General features: G+C 44.4%; 18 protein-coding genes and 1 pseudogene. 8 read left to right on the top strand and 11 right to left on the bottom strand.

Going from position 1 to position 20,134, the window contains the following annotated elements; genetic code table 11:
* Positions 1 to 273: 273 nt before the first annotated feature.
* Positions 274 to 1,203 carry a 1-aminocyclopropane-1-carboxylate deaminase/D-cysteine desulfhydrase gene (locus tag ACX5KA_RS13150; protein ID WP_458731363.1) on the bottom strand — a complete coding sequence of 310 codons (930 nt, stop codon included), beginning with the start codon at positions 1,201 to 1,203 and terminating at the stop codon, positions 274 to 276.
* 107 nt (positions 1,204 to 1,310) lie between these two features.
* Between ACX5KA_RS13150 and ACX5KA_RS13155 the strand changes: the two genes are divergently transcribed.
* The 3 genes and pseudogenes from ACX5KA_RS13155 (at position 1,311) to ACX5KA_RS13165 (ending at position 3,439) form a co-directional block, all read left to right on the top strand.
* Positions 1,311 to 1,967, top strand: coding sequence for a chalcone isomerase family protein (locus tag ACX5KA_RS13155; protein ID WP_458731364.1), 657 nt, complete (start codon positions 1,311 to 1,313; stop codon positions 1,965 to 1,967).
* A gap of 60 nt (positions 1,968 to 2,027) precedes the next feature.
* Positions 2,028 to 2,588 carry a DUF3833 domain-containing protein gene (locus ACX5KA_RS13160; RefSeq protein WP_039218828.1) on the top strand — a complete coding sequence of 187 codons (561 nt, stop codon included), beginning with the start codon at positions 2,028 to 2,030 and terminating at the stop codon, positions 2,586 to 2,588.
* Positions 2,589 to 2,801: 213 nt separating this feature from the next.
* Positions 2,802 to 3,439, top strand: a pseudogene (locus ACX5KA_RS13165) (RpiB/LacA/LacB family sugar-phosphate isomerase).
* A gap of 104 nt (positions 3,440 to 3,543) precedes the next feature.
* Here the strand turns inward: ACX5KA_RS13165 and ACX5KA_RS13170 are convergent.
* The 3 genes from ACX5KA_RS13170 to aceK all read right to left on the bottom strand — a co-directional run bounded on the left by ACX5KA_RS13170 (position 3,544) and on the right by aceK (position 7,629).
* The gene (locus ACX5KA_RS13170) at positions 3,544 to 4,938 is read right to left on the bottom strand and encodes a HAMP domain-containing sensor histidine kinase (protein ID WP_458731365.1); all 1,395 of its coding nucleotides are present in this window, start codon (positions 4,936 to 4,938) and stop codon (positions 3,544 to 3,546) included.
* Positions 4,935 to 5,615 carry a response regulator transcription factor gene (locus ACX5KA_RS13175; protein ID WP_039218823.1) on the bottom strand — a complete coding sequence of 227 codons (681 nt, stop codon included), beginning with the start codon at positions 5,613 to 5,615 and terminating at the stop codon, positions 4,935 to 4,937. The genes ACX5KA_RS13170 and ACX5KA_RS13175 overlap by 4 nt, the downstream gene beginning before the upstream one ends.
* Before the next feature lie 283 nt (positions 5,616 to 5,898).
* Positions 5,899 to 7,629 (bottom strand): bifunctional isocitrate dehydrogenase kinase/phosphatase, encoded by a 1,731-nt coding sequence (aceK, locus tag ACX5KA_RS13180; protein WP_458731366.1) that lies wholly within the window; start codon positions 7,627 to 7,629, stop codon positions 5,899 to 5,901.
* 179 nt (positions 7,630 to 7,808) lie between these two features.
* Here aceK and ACX5KA_RS13185 point away from each other — a divergent pair, with 179 nt between their 5' ends.
* The gene (locus ACX5KA_RS13185) at positions 7,809 to 8,207 is read left to right on the top strand and encodes a response regulator (RefSeq protein ID WP_458731367.1); all 399 of its coding nucleotides are present in this window, start codon (positions 7,809 to 7,811) and stop codon (positions 8,205 to 8,207) included.
* An 87-nt stretch (positions 8,208 to 8,294) separates the two neighbouring features.
* Here the strand turns inward: ACX5KA_RS13185 and arsB are convergent, their stop codons facing one another.
* From arsB to ACX5KA_RS13215, 6 genes are all read right to left on the bottom strand, one after another.
* The gene (arsB, locus tag ACX5KA_RS13190) at positions 8,295 to 9,323 is read right to left on the bottom strand and encodes an ACR3 family arsenite efflux transporter (RefSeq protein WP_039218814.1); all 1,029 of its coding nucleotides are present in this window, start codon (positions 9,321 to 9,323) and stop codon (positions 8,295 to 8,297) included.
* Between the two features lie 11 nt (positions 9,324 to 9,334).
* Positions 9,335 to 10,102, bottom strand: a complete 768-nt coding sequence (gene arsH / locus ACX5KA_RS13195) for an arsenical resistance protein ArsH (RefSeq protein ID WP_458731368.1) — start codon at positions 10,100 to 10,102, stop codon at positions 9,335 to 9,337.
* On the bottom strand, positions 10,102 to 10,569 hold the full coding sequence (locus tag ACX5KA_RS13200) for an arsenate reductase ArsC (RefSeq protein ID WP_458731369.1): 468 nt from the start codon (positions 10,567 to 10,569) through the stop codon (positions 10,102 to 10,104). Before ACX5KA_RS13200 ends, arsH begins: the two co-directional genes overlap by 1 nt.
* A 173-nt stretch (positions 10,570 to 10,742) precedes the next feature.
* Positions 10,743 to 11,096, bottom strand: coding sequence for a metalloregulator ArsR/SmtB family transcription factor (locus ACX5KA_RS13205; protein ID WP_458731375.1), 354 nt, complete (start codon positions 11,094 to 11,096; stop codon positions 10,743 to 10,745).
* 133 nt (positions 11,097 to 11,229) lie between these two features.
* Positions 11,230 to 11,919: a protein-tyrosine phosphatase family protein gene (locus ACX5KA_RS13210; protein ID WP_458731370.1), complete on the bottom strand. Its 690-nt coding sequence runs from the start codon at positions 11,917 to 11,919 to the stop codon at positions 11,230 to 11,232.
* Between the two features lie 193 nt (positions 11,920 to 12,112).
* Positions 12,113 to 12,865, bottom strand: a complete 753-nt coding sequence (locus tag ACX5KA_RS13215; protein ID WP_039218803.1) for a hypothetical protein — start codon at positions 12,863 to 12,865, stop codon at positions 12,113 to 12,115.
* A 173-nt stretch (positions 12,866 to 13,038) separates the two neighbouring features.
* Between ACX5KA_RS13215 and ACX5KA_RS13220 the strand changes: the two genes are divergently transcribed.
* Both ACX5KA_RS13220 and ACX5KA_RS13225 read left to right on the top strand, forming a co-directional pair.
* Entirely contained in the window at positions 13,039 to 14,337 is a 1,299-nt protein-coding gene (locus ACX5KA_RS13220; protein WP_458731371.1) for a sensor histidine kinase, read from the top strand.
* The gene (locus ACX5KA_RS13225) at positions 14,334 to 14,978 is read left to right on the top strand and encodes a response regulator (protein ID WP_458731372.1); all 645 of its coding nucleotides are present in this window, start codon (positions 14,334 to 14,336) and stop codon (positions 14,976 to 14,978) included. The genes ACX5KA_RS13220 and ACX5KA_RS13225 overlap by 4 nt, the downstream gene beginning before the upstream one ends.
* A gap of 54 nt (positions 14,979 to 15,032) precedes the next feature.
* On the opposite strand, the gene ACX5KA_RS13230 is transcribed toward ACX5KA_RS13225, so the two are convergent.
* Complete coding sequence (locus ACX5KA_RS13230; protein WP_039218795.1) at positions 15,033 to 16,190, bottom strand: S-(hydroxymethyl)glutathione dehydrogenase/class III alcohol dehydrogenase; 1,158 nt, start codon at positions 16,188 to 16,190, stop codon at positions 15,033 to 15,035.
* 189 nt (positions 16,191 to 16,379) lie between these two features.
* Between ACX5KA_RS13230 and ACX5KA_RS13235 the strand changes: the two genes are divergently transcribed.
* Both ACX5KA_RS13235 and thrA read left to right on the top strand, forming a co-directional pair.
* Positions 16,380 to 17,258: a LysR substrate-binding domain-containing protein gene (locus tag ACX5KA_RS13235; protein WP_039218791.1), complete on the top strand. Its 879-nt coding sequence runs from the start codon at positions 16,380 to 16,382 to the stop codon at positions 17,256 to 17,258.
* 293 nt (positions 17,259 to 17,551) lie between these two features.
* Positions 17,552 to 20,017, top strand: coding sequence for a bifunctional aspartate kinase/homoserine dehydrogenase I (thrA, locus tag ACX5KA_RS13240; RefSeq protein ID WP_458731373.1), 2,466 nt, complete (start codon positions 17,552 to 17,554; stop codon positions 20,015 to 20,017).
* Positions 20,018 to 20,134 lie beyond the last annotated feature (117 nt).

Raw genomic sequence — 20,134 nt, forward strand, 5'->3', positions numbered from 1 at the left:
TATGTACAGCAAAGATCAACAGACCCTAGAAGCAATAGCCAGTACACGAAAGTGATAATTTTAGGGGTTAGCATTGAGTCGAAGAAGAAAATATCTTTCATAATCATTCCTTGATGAAGTTTGCAGGTGGCAAGCGCTAATGTTTATGCCGCATCCTGCGACAAACTTCTTGTTGTTATCGTTGTTTAGTGTTTAAGACAATTGTGAGAAAGCTCACAGGGATAGTTGTAACACCTAAACGCAGTGAGCGCAACGCTCTGTTATAAAAGGATTTTATCTTGCTCCCTGCAAGCCGCCTGTGTGCAGTACAACAATGCGTGCCCCGTCTTCAAACTTACCTTTAGCCAGCATATCTTTAACCGCCCAAAAGGCTTTGCCTGAATAAACAGGCTCGATATCAAACTCGAAAGCATGATTAAAATCGTTGCAGAAGGTTCGAAGCTCATTAGGCGCTTTGGCATAGCCACCGAAGTGGTAGCTGTGGTCAATATGCCAATTTGATCGCCCAAGCGAGGTTGGAAGAAATTGTTCGACTAATCCTTCTAAGTAATTTTCACCCTTCAGCACACCAACACCGACAACGTTGCGAGTTGTTTGATGGAGAGTGTCTGTCGCATTATTTTCATTACGTTTATTTAATGCACTGACTATTCCCGCCAAAGTGGCTCCACTAGCGACAGGAGCGACAATAAAATCAAAGTCTATGTCGATTTCATCAACCATGTCCTTCATTCCTTGAAGCGCTTGTGCTTGGCTTCCGCCCTCAGGAATGATCATCGCGTCAGGTTGCTGCTGCTTAAGATGAAGTAGATATGCGCTATCGTTACGCTTTTTGTAAGTGACTCGGTCTACATAGTCGATGCGGGTGCCCCAACTTTTCAAATCCTGGATCATGGGGGTAGGTGCAGCACTGTAGTCACCGCGAATAATGGCGTTAAAAGGAATGCCCAATTTATGACAAACAAAGCCTAGTGCATGCAGGTGGTTAGAAAAGCCGCCACCGAAACTCACTATCGTTTTTGGCAACGGGTTGGTGAGTGCATGACTGAGCTTTCGCCATTTATTACCTGACATCACAGGATGGATAGCATCATCACGTTTAACAAATAGCGATACCTTGCTGGCACCTTCCCAATTTGGCTTAAATGGGATTAGCGGTGAGGGCAGGGTTAATGACGATTTAAATGCATCAAGGGGAAGCACAACGAGAGCCTAGTGTCAGTTGATCAAATGTGTGAAGGCAAGAGTATAACCAGATAGAAATTCAATAAAAGACCTGTAATGTTTATTACGCTAATAAGAGCATAGTTATGGTTATCAAAATGTATGGCCTATTTCGCCAGGTGAGAGCTAAATCCTTACCAATGCGCCCAGAAAGTGCCAGTGGTGTGTGGGGATATTCGATGTATAGCGCTAGCGTGGCTGCGAAGATGTTTTCCATCATTCTTTTTGTTTCGATATCAACAAGCGGGCTAATCATGTCAAAGAATGCGGTTGCGCAAGAGCCAGATGTTAAGCACATCAGAAATTATGTTCCCAATGCAAAGCTCGTTGGGAAAGGGATGTTTTCTTACTACTTCTGGGATGTGTATACCGGTGAGCTTTATGCGCCTGAAGGTGAATACGCAAACCAGCCCCCCTTTGCACTAAAGTTAACGTACCAGCGAGACTTGGAAGGCAAGAAAATTGCCCAGCGTTCTATTGATGAAATGAAAAAGCAAGGAGACCTATCGGCTGATGATTCAGACAAGTGGCTTTCCCTAATGAATAGTATCTTTCCTGACGTCAGCGAGGGCGACGTCATTACCGGTATCGCTACGAAAGATGGCACGAGTGTGTTTTACGTGAACGGTGAAAAGGCTGATGAAATTGAAGATAAAGCGTTCACACAGCGTTTTTTTGATATCTGGCTAAGCGATAAAACGTCTGAGCCAAAATTTAGAAAGAAGTTATTGGGAAACGGATAAGGGCAACGCTTTATTAGCAATACGCCAAGTCTATCTCGTCAATTGATTAAGGTTACGAAAGTGATGAAGAATACGGTGAAGTTTGTTTTAGGAATCGGAATTGCCGCTTTAACGGTGGCAGGGCTATCCGGATGCTCTGTTTCAGTCGATGGTGAAGACTACAGGTCTCTATCGCCTGTTTTCGATATTGAGCAATTTTTTGATGGGAACGTTAAAGCCTGGGGCATTGTTCAGAACCGCTCGGGCGAGGTAGTGCAAAGGTTCGTAGTAGACATCGATGGTTCAGTAGATGGCGATACATTAACCCTTGATGAATCCTTTAATTACGGTGTGGGCGACGGTCCAACGTCCCGTACTTGGACCATCGTAAAGCAGAGTGATAATAGCTATGTGGGTCGCGCGAGTGACATTGATGGTCCAGCCAAGGGCACAAGCTTTGGCAACGCATTTAACTTTCATTACGAGATGGATTTGCCGGTGGATGACACTACCTATTCAGTGACGTTTGACGATTGGTTTTGGGCATTTGACGACAGTACTATGATGAACCGTTCGTATATTCGTAAGTTTGGCATTGTGATGGCAGAAGTCACCATATTTATGCAAAAACAAACAGACTAATACGCCATTAACCTCGTTTTTTGAAAAATGCTGGCCAGTAGATTTACTGGTCAGTGAGTTGTTACTCGTCGGCCCTCCATCTTCATATATTTCCGTTTTAGTTTCACATTTGAAACTAATCGACATTTACTTTGGCATTACCCGTGAGGTGGCATTTCGTTCCATGCTAATGTAAGCGTTTAATTCGTTATTTTTCTTTGCTTAGGAGCGTTCATGAAAGTTGCATTGATGATGGAAAACAGTCAGGCGGCTAAGAATCCGGTAATATTAAATGAGCTCACAAGCGTGGCGGACTCACTGGGACACGCTATATTCAATGTGGGTATGAACAGCGAAACTATCACCATCTTACCTATGTGCACTTAGGCATAATGGGAGCTATTCTACTCAACTCGAAAGCTGTCGATTTTGTGATTTCAGGCTGTGGTACGGGTCAAGGGGCTATGATGTCGTTGAATGCTCATCCAGGCGTATTTTGCGGTTATTGTATCGACCCTTCAGATGCATTTTTGTTTAACCAAGTTAACAATGGAAATGCGTTAGCGTTACCTTTTGCAAAAGGCTTTGGATGGGGCGCTGAACTTAATGCGCGCTATATCTTTGAGAAAGCGTTAACAGGCGAGCGTGGCGCGGGCTATCCCGTTGAACGCAAAGAACCTCAAGTACGAAACGCTGGTATTCTCGCAGATTTGAAACGTGCATTGGCTCCAAAGAGCTACGTCGATTCACTGAAAAAAATGGACGTTGAACTGGTTAAAACAGCCGTATCTGGCGAGCGTTTCCAGCAATGTCTATTTGACCACGGTCAAGATGAAGAGATTAAAGCGTACGTGAAGTCGCTGTTAGCGTAAGCGACTGGCACAAAGCACAACGTTAAAATGTCGGATAAAAGCGCTGATGCTCAGATAAAAGCTTCAGCGTTTTTTATTTGTCGGCAAATGCAATAGTTCAAAGCTTAACGCTTAAACGTAAATATCACACCTAACCCGTGACCTTTTATAAGCGGGTCGTGGACGAACCAAATATGGCCATCGTGTAGTTTTACGATGGCAGATACGAGCGATAAGCCCAACCCATTTCCCTTACTGGTTCTACTGCCGTCTGCCCGATAAAACCGGCGCTCCAGATTTACAATTTCATGTTCACCCACGCCAATTCCCGCATCGTTCACGGCAATCACGATATGACTTGCTGTGGTAGAGAGCTGCACAGTGACCACACTTTTTTCGTTGGAGTATTTTATGGCGTTGTCTAACACGTTAGCTACAGCTTGAAATAGTAGGTTAGGATCGGCAAACATTGTAACAGCATCGAGCTCGCTCGATAGGGTAATGTCGCGCTCTTCTGCAAGGGGGTGATACAGGTCAACCACGTCCTCTACAATGGCGCGTACGTCAGTGGAACAAAAGCCTTCTTTCTTATTGGTGGTTTCAAGCCCACTTATGCGTAATAAGCTGTTAAACATGTTTAGCAGATTGTCCGCTTCTTGGGTTGTATCTTCCCTTAGTTGATTGTCTTCGATTTTTTCTAGTGTGTTGCGAAGTCGAGATAATGGTGTGCGAAGGTCATGGGCGATGCTATCGGTCACTGATTTTATATTGTTGACTGAACTCTCGATAGTATCGAGCATTTGATTGAACACAAATGACAAACTGCTCAGGTCGTCCCAATTACTGTCAATTTCTAAACGCTCTTGAAGGTTTCCCGTTTTGATAATCTTATCCGCCGTTTGCGACATGCGGTTAATTCGATTAACCACGTAAACAGCTATGGCGAAGCTCAGCACACTCAAGGTACATAGCAATACCACAATGATCCAGCTGAACGTTTTACCAAACCATTGTGCGCTGTATAAGTCGTCGATGCCACGACCAACATAAAGTACGTGCTCACCAAGCGTCACTTCTCTCACTAACGCCTGACGTAACGTTTTTCTCGTTGTGCTATTCGGGCGTGTGATCACTATTTCGGCGGTGTCAAAACTGGCGCCTTTGTGGCGCTCAAGAACAAGGGGTATTGACGACAAATTGCCAGCCACTACCTGTTCGTCTTTACTCAGAGCAACAAATGAACGTAGGTAGTCGGAGGTGATTGTTGAACCATTTAGCGAATGTTTGCCATTGTCTTTGGCTATCGCTAGCTTAACTGCGTCAATACCGAGGTTTTCATAGAGAGTGATAAGCGCGTTTGTTTTGGCATTAACGGCAGCGTTCGATTCCGAAATAAACAAGTCGCTGCTCGTTAATCGCCAAAAATAAACAATTAAAACAATGGCAATACAAGCTAGAGTGGTGAGCAATACGCCTACGCGAAAACTTGAACTACGCGTAAAGTCGCGTATTGCTATCATGCAAGCCCATCCGCTATTCGATACCCTGTGCCTCTTACGGTTTCGATAAGCGGGACATTAAACGCCTTATCCACTTTTTGTCGCAAACGGCTAATGTGAACGTCAATCACGTTAGTTTGCGGGTCAAAATGATAATTCCAAACTTGTTCAAGCAGCATGCTTCGTGTGACTACTTTACCTTTATGACGCAGTAAGCACTCAAGTAATTGAAACTCTTTAGACTGCAGGTCAATCTCTTGATCGCCACGTAATACTTTGCGGTTAACTAAATCGAGCGTGAGATCACCAACCTTAATAAGCGTTTTGTCTTCGCTCTCTTTGTTGCGGCCAGCAAGTCCCTCAACGCGTGCAAGCAACTCTTCAAAGGCAAAAGGCTTAGTTAGGTAATCGTTAGCGCCTGTTCTAAGGCCTTTCACTTTGTCTTCAACTTGGCTTTTTGCACTCAATAACAAAACAGGGGTTGTGTTTCCTTCTTCGCGAAGTTTTTCTAAAACAGAAAAACCGTCGAGTTCAGGCAACATCACATCTAAAATTACAGCGTCTAAATCGTTACTGGACGCTTGCTGGTAGCCGGATGTTCCATCACCTACAGTAATACATTCATGCCCTTCACCCAATAGTCCATTTGCAATGTGCGAGGCAACCTTTGGATCATCTTCTACAAGTAGCACTTTCATTATTACGCTTCTTTTGTTTATTTACATTCACACACTTATTTGGCGTTGCTGTCACCAAGGTGTGGCGATTGATTATCAGCAAGCAAAAACAAGCAAACGCAAAGCAAAATCGCTTTCAGATACTTTTACGAGTGTTAAGTAACGAAACGATCACTTTTAAGCTTTTTCGCATGTAGCAATTTTTTGGGTAAATATTATAGCCATGTAAGCAGCTTACTAATATTTTGAATTGGACCATGTCAAACTATTGTGGCGACAAGTTGATAACCAAACGCTTTTTTCCCTAACCTCTCTCAAAACGCATGCTTGGATTATAGGGCGTAAAGTGCTGAACGTCCCCGCGCGCGCACTTCTTTTGTACTTCATGCCAATACTCTGGTGTCATCAAATCTCCATGCAGCGACTTAAGAATATCTTTGAACTTACGCTTACCTACAATGAAGTGCTCGAACTGCTCGGGGAATACGTCATTAGGCGCTACCGAGAGCGTATCAATAGCATAGGGGTCATCAGATTTTGGCAATGCCCTGAAATTACGTTCGTTCATTAAACAAATTTCATCATAGTCATAAAATATAACGCGCCCATGACGGGTAATACCGAAATTTTTGTGCAGCATGTCGCCAGGAAATATGTTTGCCATAGCAATTTGCTTAATGCAAAGCCCAAGCTCGTCCAATGCACGCCTGATTTTTTCTTCGTCTGTTTCTTCTTGAAGATACAAGTTAAGCGGCGTCATTTTTCGCTCAATATACATATGTTTGATGATGAGTTCAGATTCTGTGAATTCTAGGCTCGACGCACACGTTTCCCTAAGCTCTTCAATTAGCTCCGCCTCAATTCTATCTAACGGGAATCTGAAGTTTACGTATTCGTGGGTATCAGCCATTCGACCCACACGGTCTGACATTTTTACGAGCTTGTAGCATTCTTTTACATGCTCTCGGGTGATCTTCTTACTTTCAGCAAACTCGTCTTTTATTATCTTAAAAACCACACCATAAGAGGGAAGATGGAATACCATCATAACTAAGCCACGAATACCGGGCGCTGCTTCGAATTTGTCTTCCGATTCTTCCATGTGCTGTAAGAAATTGCGATAGAAGACCGTTTTACCATGCTTATAGTGTCCCATTGCCATATACAGCTCGAAGTGCTTTTTATTGGGCAATAGCTCTTGAAGGAATGCGGCAACTTCTGCAGGGTTTTGGGTATCAGCCATAAAATAGCTGCGCGCAAATCCGAAAATAACGCTTAAGTCTTTGCGATCGGTCAGCAGTGCATCCACAAACATATGGGGCTCGTTGTACCTGCGCATTGCAATAACAAACGGCAGCGTTTCATCGGGCATGCAAATTCGGCCAATCAAATAAGCGGCTTTGCCTCGGAAAAAAGTAGGTTTTAGTATTTCTACTGCTTGAACACTGGCTAACTGCTCTTTATTCAGTCGTGCGCGAAGCGCTGTTTCAAGGTTTTGTAAGTCTCGTTCAAAGTTTTCAAAGGGAATATTGTAACGATAAATTTTGAATATCGACTCATACATTTCACGCACTGTGGTAGTGGTGTCGAAGCTGTTGACTACTTTGTCTCGGTCTTGGCCCGGTAGAAAGCACCGACTGGGCAGCACGAACATCATGTCGTTGTCGATTTTTCTATGCTTAAACAAGCGGCCAATCACAGAATTATAGAATGTTTCAGCCAGCTCAAACTGCGGGTGGCCCTCAAGCTGTAAAGCAAATACTTTTTTTAGCTCTTGCCAAAACGCATCATCTTTTTGATGCACCTGAGTGAGATGGTAAATTTCAGCGACAGCATCTGATAGGCTTTGTTCATAGATAGTAATCCGCTCTTTGGAAGCTAACTGGGTTTCTTTCCAATCACCCTTTTCGAATCTTTCTTGAGCGCCTCGTGTAATTCGGGTGAACCACCGGTAACTCTTATCGAAATGAGACAAAATCTGATAGGCAACTTTTTTCACCAAGTTTTTGTCTTGGGTCGCAGCTAACTCTTGCATAGGGATGTTTTCCTTTTTTGTTACGCCTTATATCTACCACAAAACATGCTAATAGGAGAGGAGAGTTTGGTGTCGTTATCGAGTAAGTAGCCAATAATCTGATGTTTTTATTATTTTCTTATACTTTCGTTTAATGTATTCTGAAGATGGATTAGTAACCAATTATAAGATTGTGGTTGATGGGTTTTAATATTCTAATTTGTGATGATTCAGCGCTGGCACGTAAAATGGCCAGACGCAGCTTACCTAAAGGGCTTGCTGAGGCTATCTATGAAGTGTCCAATGGTATGGACGCGCTAGAAGTGTTGGGGCATCATACCATCGACCTAGTATTGTTGGATTTAACAATGCCAGTGTTAGGTGGTCTTAGCGTATTAAGTGAAATTAAACGCCGCCAGCTTGAGACGTTTGTTATTGTTATTTCAGGCGACATTCAGCCCATAATGCAAGAAAAAGTGATGTCATTGGGCGCACTGGGTTTTATTGAAAAACCGATTAAACGCGAAGAGTTAACCTTGGTGTTACAGCGCTTTGGTTTTATTCTTCCTGATACTTATAAAGTACCAATTGCAATTTAGAAAGTGAATTCATAACAAAGGGCGAACCATAGGTTCGCCCTTTGTTGTTTTCCCACTATTATCGCTGCTGATTTCTTTCATCATTACTTAGTCAAACCAGTGGCGCGTTTTGTTCGCAAACCACACTAGCGAAAGCATAACGGGCACTTCAACTAATACACCCACCACAGTGGCAAGTGCTGCGCCGCTGTGTAAACCAAATAGTGAAATTGCTACGGCTACCGCCAATTCAAAAAAGTTAGACGTACCAATCATACATGCCGGTGCTGCAACATCATGCGGCAGTTTCATACGTTTTGCCGCAAAGTAAGCAATGGCAAAAATACCGTAAGTTTGTATTAGTAGCGGTATTGCGATAAGCACGATATCTTGCGGCTGCGATAAAATAGTTTCGGCCTGAAGACCAAACAAAATAACAATAGTGAGTAGCAGGCCGATAACTGAAAAGGGTTTGAACTTGCTAACCAATGCATCAACAGCGCCATTTCCTGGCGTGTTATTACTTTTATTTTCCAAGCAACGGCGCGTGATATAACCCGCTACCAGTGGCAATACAACATACAGTGCAACAGAAAGCAGCAGGGTATCCCACGGTACGGCTATATCTGTTACGCCCAGCAGCATGGCGGTAAGCGGTGCAAAGGCAACGACCATAATCAAGTCGTTAATTGATACCTGGACTAACGTGTAGTTAGCATCCCCTTTGGTAAGGTGACTCCACACAAATACCATCGCTGTGCATGGAGCGACGCCCAGTAGGATCATGCCGGCAATGTACTCAGTGGCAGTTTGCGGATCTACCCAGTCGGCAAAAATGCCCTTAAAAAATAGCCAACCCAATAATGCCATCGTGAACGGCTTTATCAGCCAGTTAATCACCAAGGTGAGTACAAGGCCTTTCGGCTTTTTACCCACGTCTTTAATTGAGCCAAAGTCTATTTGTACCATCATTGGGTAAATCATTAGCCAAATAAGTACTGCCACTATTAGGTTTACGTGCGCATATTCCAATGCAGCAATCGAGGCGAATACGCCTGGCATTGTATAGCCCAAGCCCACTCCAGCAACAATACAAAGGCCAACCCACACTGATAAATAACGTTCAAAGAATCCCATTTTTCTTCGCCCTATATGGATTTTTGATTAACACGCTTACTCACTTCTTCTGCGCTTTCAACGCGCTCAGAATAGCGGTCAACGAGAAAGTCTTTGTTGTCGCGGGTGAGCAAAGTAAATTTCACCAACTCTTCAACTACGTCCACAATGCGGTTGTAGTAAGGAGATGGCTTCATGCGACCATCATCTTCAAATTCTAGAAACGCTTTTGCCACAGAAGACTGATTAGGGATGGTTAGCATGCGCATCCAGCGGCCTAAAATGCGCATTTGGTTTACCGCATTAAACGATTGTGAGCCGCCGGAAACCTGCATGATTGCTAGCGTTTTCCCTTGTGTAGGACGCACGCCGCCAAGGCTAAGCGGTACCCAGTCAATCATGCTTTTCATGATGCCAGTCATGCTGCCGTGACGCTCTGGTGAACACCAAATTTGCCCTTCAGACCACATCATAAGCTCACGCAGTTCTTTCACTTTTGGATGTGAGTCATCTTCAGTATCTGGCTGCGGCAATCCACGAGGGTCAAAAATTTTGGCTTCTGCACCAAAGTACTCAAGCAATCTTGCCGACTCTTCAATTACTAGGCGGCTGTACGAACGTTCTCTGAGCGAGCCGTAAAGTAGCAAAATACGCGGCTTGTGATCTGAGAACCTTGACGCAAAGTTAGCTATAGTTGGCTTGTGCATTTGCGCCATTACCGCGTTATCTGACGGGCTTTGTGCCGTTGAGCTTTCTTGGCTGCTTGATATATCTTGGCTCATTGATTTACTGTTACCCATTACTGGGCTCCTAATTTTGATAGTGCCTCTTTAAGCGCTGCTTTATCTAAGTTTTTCTCAGCAAGTTCTGCTAATGCCGCTACACGCTTTTCAATAATATCGATGGTGTTGTTGAATGCCTCTGCTTTTTCTTGTTCGTTACCTTCTAACTTAGACGGGTCTTCTAAGCCCCAGTGCACCTTAAGAGATTTACCGAAATAAACAGGGCATGACTCGCCCGCGGCTGAATCACAAACGGTGACGACAAGATCAGCGTCATAATCTTCAAATTCATCCCACGACTGACTTTGAAGCCCGTTTGTATCAAATCCTCGCTCTGCAAGGTATTTAAGAGAAAGAGGGTGTACTTCACCGACAGGCTGGCTGCCAGCACTACGTGCTTCAACATTGCCGTTCGAGGCGTTAGTGATGGCCTCGCAAAGAATGCTGCGGCAACGGTTGTGCGTACATATATATAAAATCTTCATATAAAACCTTGTTTAATGGTCGAGGCTACTGTGAGTAGCTGTAATAAATAGAATAAGACTTCGAAAAAAAACAGATACTTAGCGACGTATTAAGCTGCAATTAACACCAAGACCTGTTGATCTTTGCTGTGCATTTTTGCAGCGGTCTTTGTGCCACCCAGGAAGTTTGGAATCTAGCAATTCTCGCAGGACAAATTCGCTAACGCTTCGCTAATATATTCATTGTTATGAATAGCGGTGTTTTTAATGACCTCCAGTGCCCAAGCGGGTAGGTCAGGATGGAGCTGGTAATACACCCATTTGCCTTTACGAGTATCGAGAACTAAACCGCACTTTCGTAAGTCAGCGAGATGGCGTGAAATTTTGGGCTGGCTTAATTGAAGCGCATCAGTAAGGTCGCACACGCATAGCTCACCTTTTAAGCTGAGCATAAGCAGCGTCTTTAAGCGGGTGTCTTCCGACAAGCATTTGAAAAATGTTAAAGGCTTTAACTGCGCAGGTTCACAACAATTAGACATAAAAATCATCACATATGAAATTTCGTATATGATTTATCATATGTGAAATTCCGTATGTGTCAATAACAAATCTGAAATTTCATATGTGTTTGGTAGGGATGAGTGGGGCTTAGACCGCCATTATTCTCGGTAAGCCAGACATTTAGTGGCTTTCAGGAGCGGCAGCCTCGAACGACATCGCTACTTGTTTACCGTTTACCTCATTGTAGTGGGCAATTACCTCGTTCATGAAGGCGAACCATGTTGGATTCGGATGCCAAATAGCCATAAGGTCTTTTTTGGCGGCTTGTTCACCTTCTCCAAGTACGTTAATTCTATATAGATACGTAAACGCAGCACCTCGCCAATTCAGTTTACAATGCGTAAGTACCTTGTCTTCTTTGATATCGACGGTTTGCATAAATGCAGCGTAATTTAAAAAGTTGGCTAATGTGGGGCCTTCCCAATCAACGGGTACGTTAAAGTAGTCGAGGCCTAATTCTGAGGTAGTTAAGATTTCACTGGTTCTATCCCCTGGGATCAAATCTACAACGTGCGTCACCCCTTGTTCTTTCAGTAAAGAAAGGTGAGAGGCGTCAGGCAAACCGGAAGAGAACATATATGACGCGTTTTCTTGGAAATTGGTGAGTGTTGCAAGTGTGGGCTTGGTATTCATTTGCGTTTGGTCACTGGTTTGCGGTGTTGAATTGTCTTCATGATATACGTTCGCATGTGCACTTAAACCTAGCCCTAAACCAATACAGGCCGCACTGACAGCGAGACTACGCTTAGACGTTTGAAATGATAGTGTATCTTTCAATATTTTACGTGCTGCTGAATGGTGCTTTTTCATAATTTAGCGCTCAATGTTTACACTGGTTAATGGTGGCGTTGTTGCCATTTCTTACGTTACACATTTGATGGCTTGTTGTCCAAGTGGCAATGCCACCGTTATGTAAACAGGCCCTAACCGTGGCATTGATAACAACTGCTGAATTGAATTTTTATATATCACTTTTAAGTTTAACTTTTCACTACCTTAGGTTTTAAAGAAGGAGTCCTATACCAGTGCGCACAGATGACTTTGGTTTGTATTTACAGCTAAGCCAGATTGAAAAAGGAACGCCTATAAGAGCAGGTAGAACCCAACTGACAAGTTGCAGTGACGGCGAGCCTTCAAATAATGCGCGTCCTCCAAAGGCAAAAAATGCGGTATATGCACCAATACCAGAGCCAATGATATGCCCAATGTGCTCAGTTACCCACGAACCTGCAACGATGTTTTTTTGATAAACATAGCGCACAATACCAATGGTATTTAACAGTGCAATAGGGGCAAAGATACAAGTTAGCGTGATGCCGTACGTAATACCCTGATACAACGCAATGGAAGCGACGACAAAAAGCAGTACGGGTAGCCATAAATATTCAATTGTGCGCAGCTGCTCAAGATTTTGCTTCACCTTAAGCACCGCTACAGAATGCCTCACGTTGTTCCACACCAACAGGCTTAACATCAGCAAAAAGAGATATTGCCCTCTAAGGTATGCAGTGAAATAAGCAACAGACTCAAAGTGCTCGGGCATTGCCGGGTAGATGACTAGCGGAATAAACAACACCATTGTAGAGCTGATAACGCCACTAATAGACGTAAATAGCATCGCTTTTATATAGTAACCACCAAATTGCTTGTGGGCTTTTCCGCCCTTTCTCGTAAGACTAGGCACCCAAAACAGTAAAAGTGACAGTGCACCCGTTAAAATATGAAGCGTTACTATAAAGCCATGAATCGTTTGCATCTTGCTTTCCTTTGGCAATGAACAAAATTGTAGGCTTATAGTGATAACTTCACGAGATTGACAACAGTGCCAGAAGTCATGAAATAAAAAGTGACTTATGGCCTATGCATTGAACCGTGTTTTTTGTCAAAGTAGCGCTATAAGAACGAAAAGATACAGGTAGTCAAAAACGAATGAAAATCTCAATCCCTGCTCACTGGCGGGTGAACATCGAAGTTGAGCGCGCGTCTGCATGCATTACGTGGTTGTTTGTAAGCGGCTCTGCACTTTACTTCTTGTATCTTCAATACTCATTCATGCATTGGCGAACCCTCTCCGCCATTGCTATTTTTGGCATGCTAGCTGTGACTTTTGTGATTGTCAGTAGGCATGATCACAGTATGCCTTCGTTAAGGCTACCAACGTTATGGACGATGTTTCTATTAGCGGTGCTGTGCCAATTTTTGCTTCCCTATGCCTACCTTGCCATCTTCATTGTTATATGGTCCGCGATTCTTCCTTACTATGTTAATTGGAGAAAGTGCGTCGTGCTTTCAATACCATTGGCTTTGCCAACCATCCTCATCCAAGGGTGGGTGTGGCAAGAGCAGCAAGCTGTCTTAACCGGCGCGCTTTTTTGGACATTTAATTTATTTGCCATGATCATGTCAAACACGGCCATTAAAGAATCGAAAGCGCGTGAAGAAGCCGATGCGCTCAATAGACAATTATTAAGTACTCAGCAATTAATGAAGCAGGCGCTTACTCAAGATGAACGACTGCGTATAGCGCGAAACATTCACGATGTTTTAGGGCATCATTTGACGGCGCTTACCATCAATCTTCAAGTCGCGTCGAGAAAGGCGGATTTATTAGAGAGCACCGAATCGCAAGCCATAAAGCAACACGTTGAGCAGTCCCACAGTATCGCAAAGCTTTTACTCTCTGATGTTAGAGAAGCGATTTCTGATATTCGGGAAAATGCGGCTATCGATTTTTCACTAGCGGTAAACGCACTGATTAAAGACTTGCCTAGGCCGATGGTAAATCTACACATTGACGATGATTTAATGTTAACCAACGTGCGAATTGCCGACTGCCTGTTGCGAAGTATGCAGGAGGCGCTAACTAACGTGATTCGCCATACACACGCGCATTATTTCTCCATCTCACTGACGCATTGCAACGGCGCTTATAACCTACTTATGCAAGACAGTATGGTGCCGCATGCTGCTGATAAGACACTAAGTGGCGAACAACCAAGTAGCATACCGCTTTTCGACAAAGCACCATGTAGCTATTCAGAAGGTGCTTATTCAGAAGGCGTTCGAAAGGAAGCAGGGCCAAGGGAATCGGACACTTCAAGTCGTGTGGTGGCTGGCAATGGCCTAAAAGGAATGCAGGAACGGGTTCATGAGCTAAATGGAACTATCAGCTGGCAGCAAACCGAGCAGGGTTTTCGCATCGCAATTCACATACCGGAGGGCGAATGAAAACACGCCTTATTTTAGTTGAAGATCAAATGCTGGTAAGGGAAGGCATCAAATCACTTTTAGGGCTTGATGATAGCGTTGAAGTTGTTGGCGAATACGAAAATGGTCAGCAGCTCATTGATAGTGAAAACGCTGTAAACTGCGATGTGATATTGATGGACATACGCATGCCCAAATTATCGGGTATCGATACTTTACTTGCGCTGAGAGATAAGGGGATTAAAACCCCAGTGCTAATGCTTACTACGTTTGACGATCACGAGCTGGTAAACGGTGCTATGCGCGCCGGTGCAAAAGGCTATCTACTTAAAGATGTGTCGCTAGAAACTCTGGTAGACACTATTACACAAATAAAAAATGGCAAAACGCTGATTCAGCCCGCGGTAACCGAAAAAGTATTGCAAGGCTTGAAAGGACTGAACGTAGAATTTGAGTCGTTTGAAAATCCAGAGCCACTTACTGAGAAAGAAGTCGAAATTCTCCATTTGATCGCTGCGGGTTACAGTAATAAAGAAATTGCAGATGCGATGTTCAAATCAACAGGCACCATTAAGAACCAAGTTTCTTCAGTCATGGCAAAGCTTGGTGTACGAGATAGAACGAGGGCAGTGCTCAAGGCGTTAGAGCAGGGGGTATTGTGATCAAAAAAAGGAGAAGCAGAGCTTCTCCTAACGTGTTTCGAGCTAAGGCTTAAACTATTTATTCATATGCACAACAGAGCGTATGCTTTCACCTTTATGCATTAAATCAAACGCGTTGTTGATGTCATCAAGACCCATGGTGTGAGTAATAAATTCTTGAAGCCCGAATTCCCCGTTTAGGTATTGCTCTACAATTCCTGGTAGTTCTGAGCGACCTTTAACGCCACCAAATGCTGTACCGCGCCAAACACGACCAGTCACTAACTGGAAAGGACGCGTTGATATTTCCTGACCGGCGCCAGCAACACCAATAATGACTGATTCGCCCCAGCCTTTATGGCAGCATTCAAGCGCAGAGCGCATAACGTTCACGTTACCAATACACTCAAACGAGTAGTCAACGCCACCGTCTGTCATTTCAACAATTACTTCCTGAATAGGCTTGTCGAAATTCTTCGGATTAACCACGTCGGTCGCACCAAGCTGTTTGGCCAAGTCGAACTTACTTTCGTTGATATCAATACCAATAATGCGACCGGCGCCAGCCATGCGTGCACCGATAATAGCGGATAAACCAATACCGCCTAAGCCAAAGATAGCAACCGTGTCGCCCTCTTGTACTTTCGCGGTTTTAAGTACTGCGCCCATACCGGTGGTTACGCCACAGCCAAGCAAGCATACTTCTTCTAACGGGGCAGTTTTGTTAACTTTCGCTAGCGAAATTTCTGGCAAAACCGTGTACTCAGAAAATGTTGAGCAGCCCATGTAATGATAAATTGGCTCACCATCTTTTGAGAAGCGGCTTGTGCCGTCTGGCATTAGGCCTTTACCTTGGGTTGCACGTACCGCTTGGCAAAGATTGGTTTTGCCCGATGTGCAAAACTTACACTCGCCACATTCTGCGGTGTAAAGTGGAATAACGTGATCGCCAACTTCTACGCTGGTCACGCCTTCACCCACCATTTCAACAATACCGCCACCTTCGTGACCTAAAATTGAAGGGAATACGCCTTCTGGATCTTCACCTGATAATGTAAATGCGTCAGTGTGGCACACACCAGTTGCAACAATGCGTACAAGCACTTCGCCCTTTTTAGGAAGCTCTACATCAACTTCTTCCATCTTTAACGGCTCACCTGGGCCCCAAGCCACCGCAGCTTTTGATTTAATGTGGGTTTGACCTTCCTGCAATGAATCTTTGAATGACGCCATGTAATGACTCCTTAATCATAAATAAATGATGATGTTTTATAGGCCAAAGTATAGGAGACGGATTACTATTGATAAATACAGTTTTAGTAAATCACTTTTTCATATTTGTAATAATTGATTTGGACAAATAGAATGTACTTAAATAAACCAGCGCTGTGTTGAACAACGCTAGACCAACGAGTGGCGATTATGAAATATCTAGAAGGTATAGCCGAGTTTTGTGCTGTAGCTGACGTTGGCAATTTTACCGGGGCTGCAAATAAGCTCGATACATCAGTTGCGCAGATAAGCCGTAAAGTCGCATCACTTGAAAAGCTGCTAGGCGTTAAATTGTTACAGCGTACAACGCGCAGCGTATCGCTTACTGAAGCGGGTACGCAGTATTTTCAGCAGGCAATGCCTGCGTTAAAGGCGCTCGAAGATGCCCAGCTAGCGGTGAGCGCACTACAAGCATCGCCGCAAGGTCTCATTAAACTTACCGCTCCCGTAGCGTTTGGCGAAGCCTTCATCGCGCCTTTGCTCAATACCTTTATGCAAAAGTATGCTGGCATTAGCGTGCAATGCACGTTCTCAAACGAAAAGCTCGATATTGTCGAGCAAGGCCTCGACCTTGCCATACGCATTGGCAAACTAGAAGACTCGACGCTGGTTGCCAAAAAGCTGGCTACACGTCATTTGTTTGTATGCGGAAGTAGGGATTATTTTTCTCAACACTCGATGCCAAAATCTCTACAAGAGCTAAAGGAACATACTTTGTTGGTAGGCTCCCAACCCAACTGGAGGTTCGTTGTAAATAAAGAAGTGCAAACGTTGCCAGTGCAAGGACGTGTGCGATACAACAGTGGCAACGCACTCTGTAGCGCTGCTTTGGCAGGATTGGGGCTTACCCAGCTACCTGGGTTTTATGTGCGTGAAGCATTGGCACGCGGCGAATTGATAGAGGTATTACCAGAATATAAAGACAAGCAAGAAGCTATTTGGGCAGTATTTCCTTCCAATAGAAATGTTGCACCAAAGATTCGTTTACTGGTTGATTTCCTTGCCCAAAATATCATGGATGATCGCTAGGAAAATAAACAAAGTAAGCCTTGTGTGCCTTAATAAGCAATATTCCGTGTAGAGTGTTGCACTTTTTGCAACACAGTGTAGTGAAAACTGCGGTTGACATATAGACGTCTATACGGCAAATTGCTCGTATGAAAAAGATTCTACTTACTCGCACCACCATTATGTTAATTACCACCTTAAAAAGGGCGGTCGCTGACTAGTGCAAGTAAGCAAAAGACAACGAAAGCCCGCCTAACACAGAGCGGGCTTTTTTTTACACACGTTTTAGCATGCGTAACCTTAAGGAGCAGCATATGAAAGTCTTAAAGTTTGGGGGTTCTTCTCTAGCCGATGCACCGCGATACATGCGCGTTATGGAGATTAGCACGGCGACCCACCAAACCGACGGTGCTGCGGTTGTACTCTCTGCCCCAAAGGGGGTAACGAACGCGCTTTCACTGCTATGTGAACAAGCAGCCGCGGGTGAAGATTTCCAGCCGTTATTCAATAAGTTGAACGACACGGTTACCGGCATCGCCAACAACCTAAACGAAGAACTCGACGGGTTTGCACATGCAAGCGTGGTAGAATTCATTAATGGTCACCTTTCAGTATTAAAACAGCACCTTGAAGGTATCAAGCTGCTTGGTGTTGCACCTGATAATGTTGCTGCCGGTATTCTAAGTATTGGTGAGTACATCTCGGTGACGCTTTTTAGCGCTATGCTATCGGCTAAAGGTATCGCTAATCGCGTTATCGACCCGGTTAAGTATGTGCTTGCCGAGGGCGATTACCTAGACAGCATTGCCGATGTATCGCTTAGTAAAGCACGCTTTACTGATGTGCCTACTGACGGCAGTGAATTTCTTGTCATGCCGGGGTTTGTTGCTGCTAACGAAGCGGGCGAGAAAGTCACGCTTGGGCGTAACGGCTCAGACTATTCAGCGGCCATTTTAGCGGCGTGTATAGACGCAAACTGCTGTGAAATTTGGACAGACGTAGACGGTGTTTATAACGCTGACCCGAATCAAGTTGAAGGGGCAGTGCTATTAGACAAGCTTACCTATCAAGAAGCGATGGAGTTGTCTTATTTCGGTGCCAAGGTACTTCATCCGAAAACTATCGGTCCTATTGCCCAACACCACATCCCTTGTTTGATCAGAAACACGCTAAACCCAGCTGCGCCAGGTACGCTAATCAGCAATGAAAAAAGCGAGGTGTGGACGTCAGTTAAAGGTATTTCACAGCTTGATAACGTCACCATGTTTAACGTCGCAGGTCCTGGCCTTAAAGGCATGGTAGGTATGGCAAGTCGTGTGTTTGAGGTGATGTCGAACGCCAATATTTCAATAAGCCTTATTACCCAGTCTTCTTCAGAATACTCAATCAGTTTCTGTATCCAAAGCAAAGACGCCAGCCGAGCGTTAACGCTTCTTGAAGATGCGTTCGCGCTAGAGCTTCAAAATCAATTGCTAGACCCAATTGAAGTGCGTCATGACCTAGCCATTGTCACTTTGGTGGGTGACGGTATGCGTCAAACTAAAGGGTTGGCAGCGCGTTTCTTCAACTCGCTTGCCCAAGCGCGGGTGAACAACGTTGCTATTGCTCAGGGCTCTTCAGAGCGCTCTATTTCAACGGTAATTGAGAGCAAGCGTGCTAAGAAAGCGGTAAAGGTTATTCACCAGAATTTTTTCTCTGACCGCCATACCATTGACGTATTCCTAGTAGGGTGTGGCAATGTGGGAACCGAACTGCTAGGCCAAATTGAAAAACAACAGCCTGCGTTGTTAAAACGCAATGTTCAGCTGCGTGTTTATGGCATTGCGAACAGTCGTAAACTGCTGTTAAACAGCCAAGGTATTGATTTAAGCGGTGACTGGAAATCGGCACTTGAATCGGCAAGCGAAGGATTAAGCGTAGAGCGCCTGCATCAGTTCGCTAACGACAATAGTCTGGTAAACCCAGTGATTGTTGACTGTACTAGTCACGAAGCGATTGCACAGCAATATGTAGATATGATGGAAAGCGGTTTTCACGTGGTAACGCCAAACAAAAAGGCGAATACCAGTGAGATGTCTTACTATCGCAAGCTTCGCAAGACCGCGCAATCGACAAATCGTCAGTACCTTTACGAAACCACTGTCGGCGCAGGGCTACCGGTTATTGATAACTTGCAAAAGCTATTCAGCGCCGGCGACACCTTACACCGCTTTGAAGGAATTCTATCGGGCAGTTTGTCTTATGTATTTGGCAAACTTGAAGAGGGCATGAGCCTGTCGCAAGCGACACAAACAGCCAAAGACAACGGTTTCACAGAGCCTGATCCGCGCGATGACTTAAGCGGCATGGACGTAGCGCGCAAGCTGCTTATCATGGCTCGTGAAGCTGATTTAGCGTTAGAACTATCTGATATTGAAATTGAGTCTGTATTGCCAAAAGGCTTTGCCGAAGATTGTTCAATTGACGAGTTTATGCAGCAGCTGCCAGAGTTAGATGCGTCGTTTGGTGAAAAGGTTGAATCGGCTAAAGCTGAAGGTAAAGTGCTTCGTTATATCGGCAGCATTGAAGACGGAAAATGCAAAGTAAGCATTCAGGCTGTACCGGCAAGTAACCCTCTTTCGCAGGTAAAAGACGGTGAAAACGCGCTGGCGATTAACAGTGACTACTATAGCCCAATCCCTTATGTAATTAGAGGATATGGAGCAGGTGGTACGGTAACAGCAGCTGGGGTGTTTGCTGATATTCTGCGTACTATGCCGTGGAAGCAAATGGCGCACTAAGGGCTAAATAACGCTTAGCTTGCTTAGCGTAGATAGGCGGCTAAAGTAAGATATTCGAAGGTGTGACTTAGGCCAGTAATGTTGTGGTAATGATTCAAGGCGCTAATTTAAAGCGTT

This window comes from Alteromonas alvinellae, assembly GCF_902705805.1.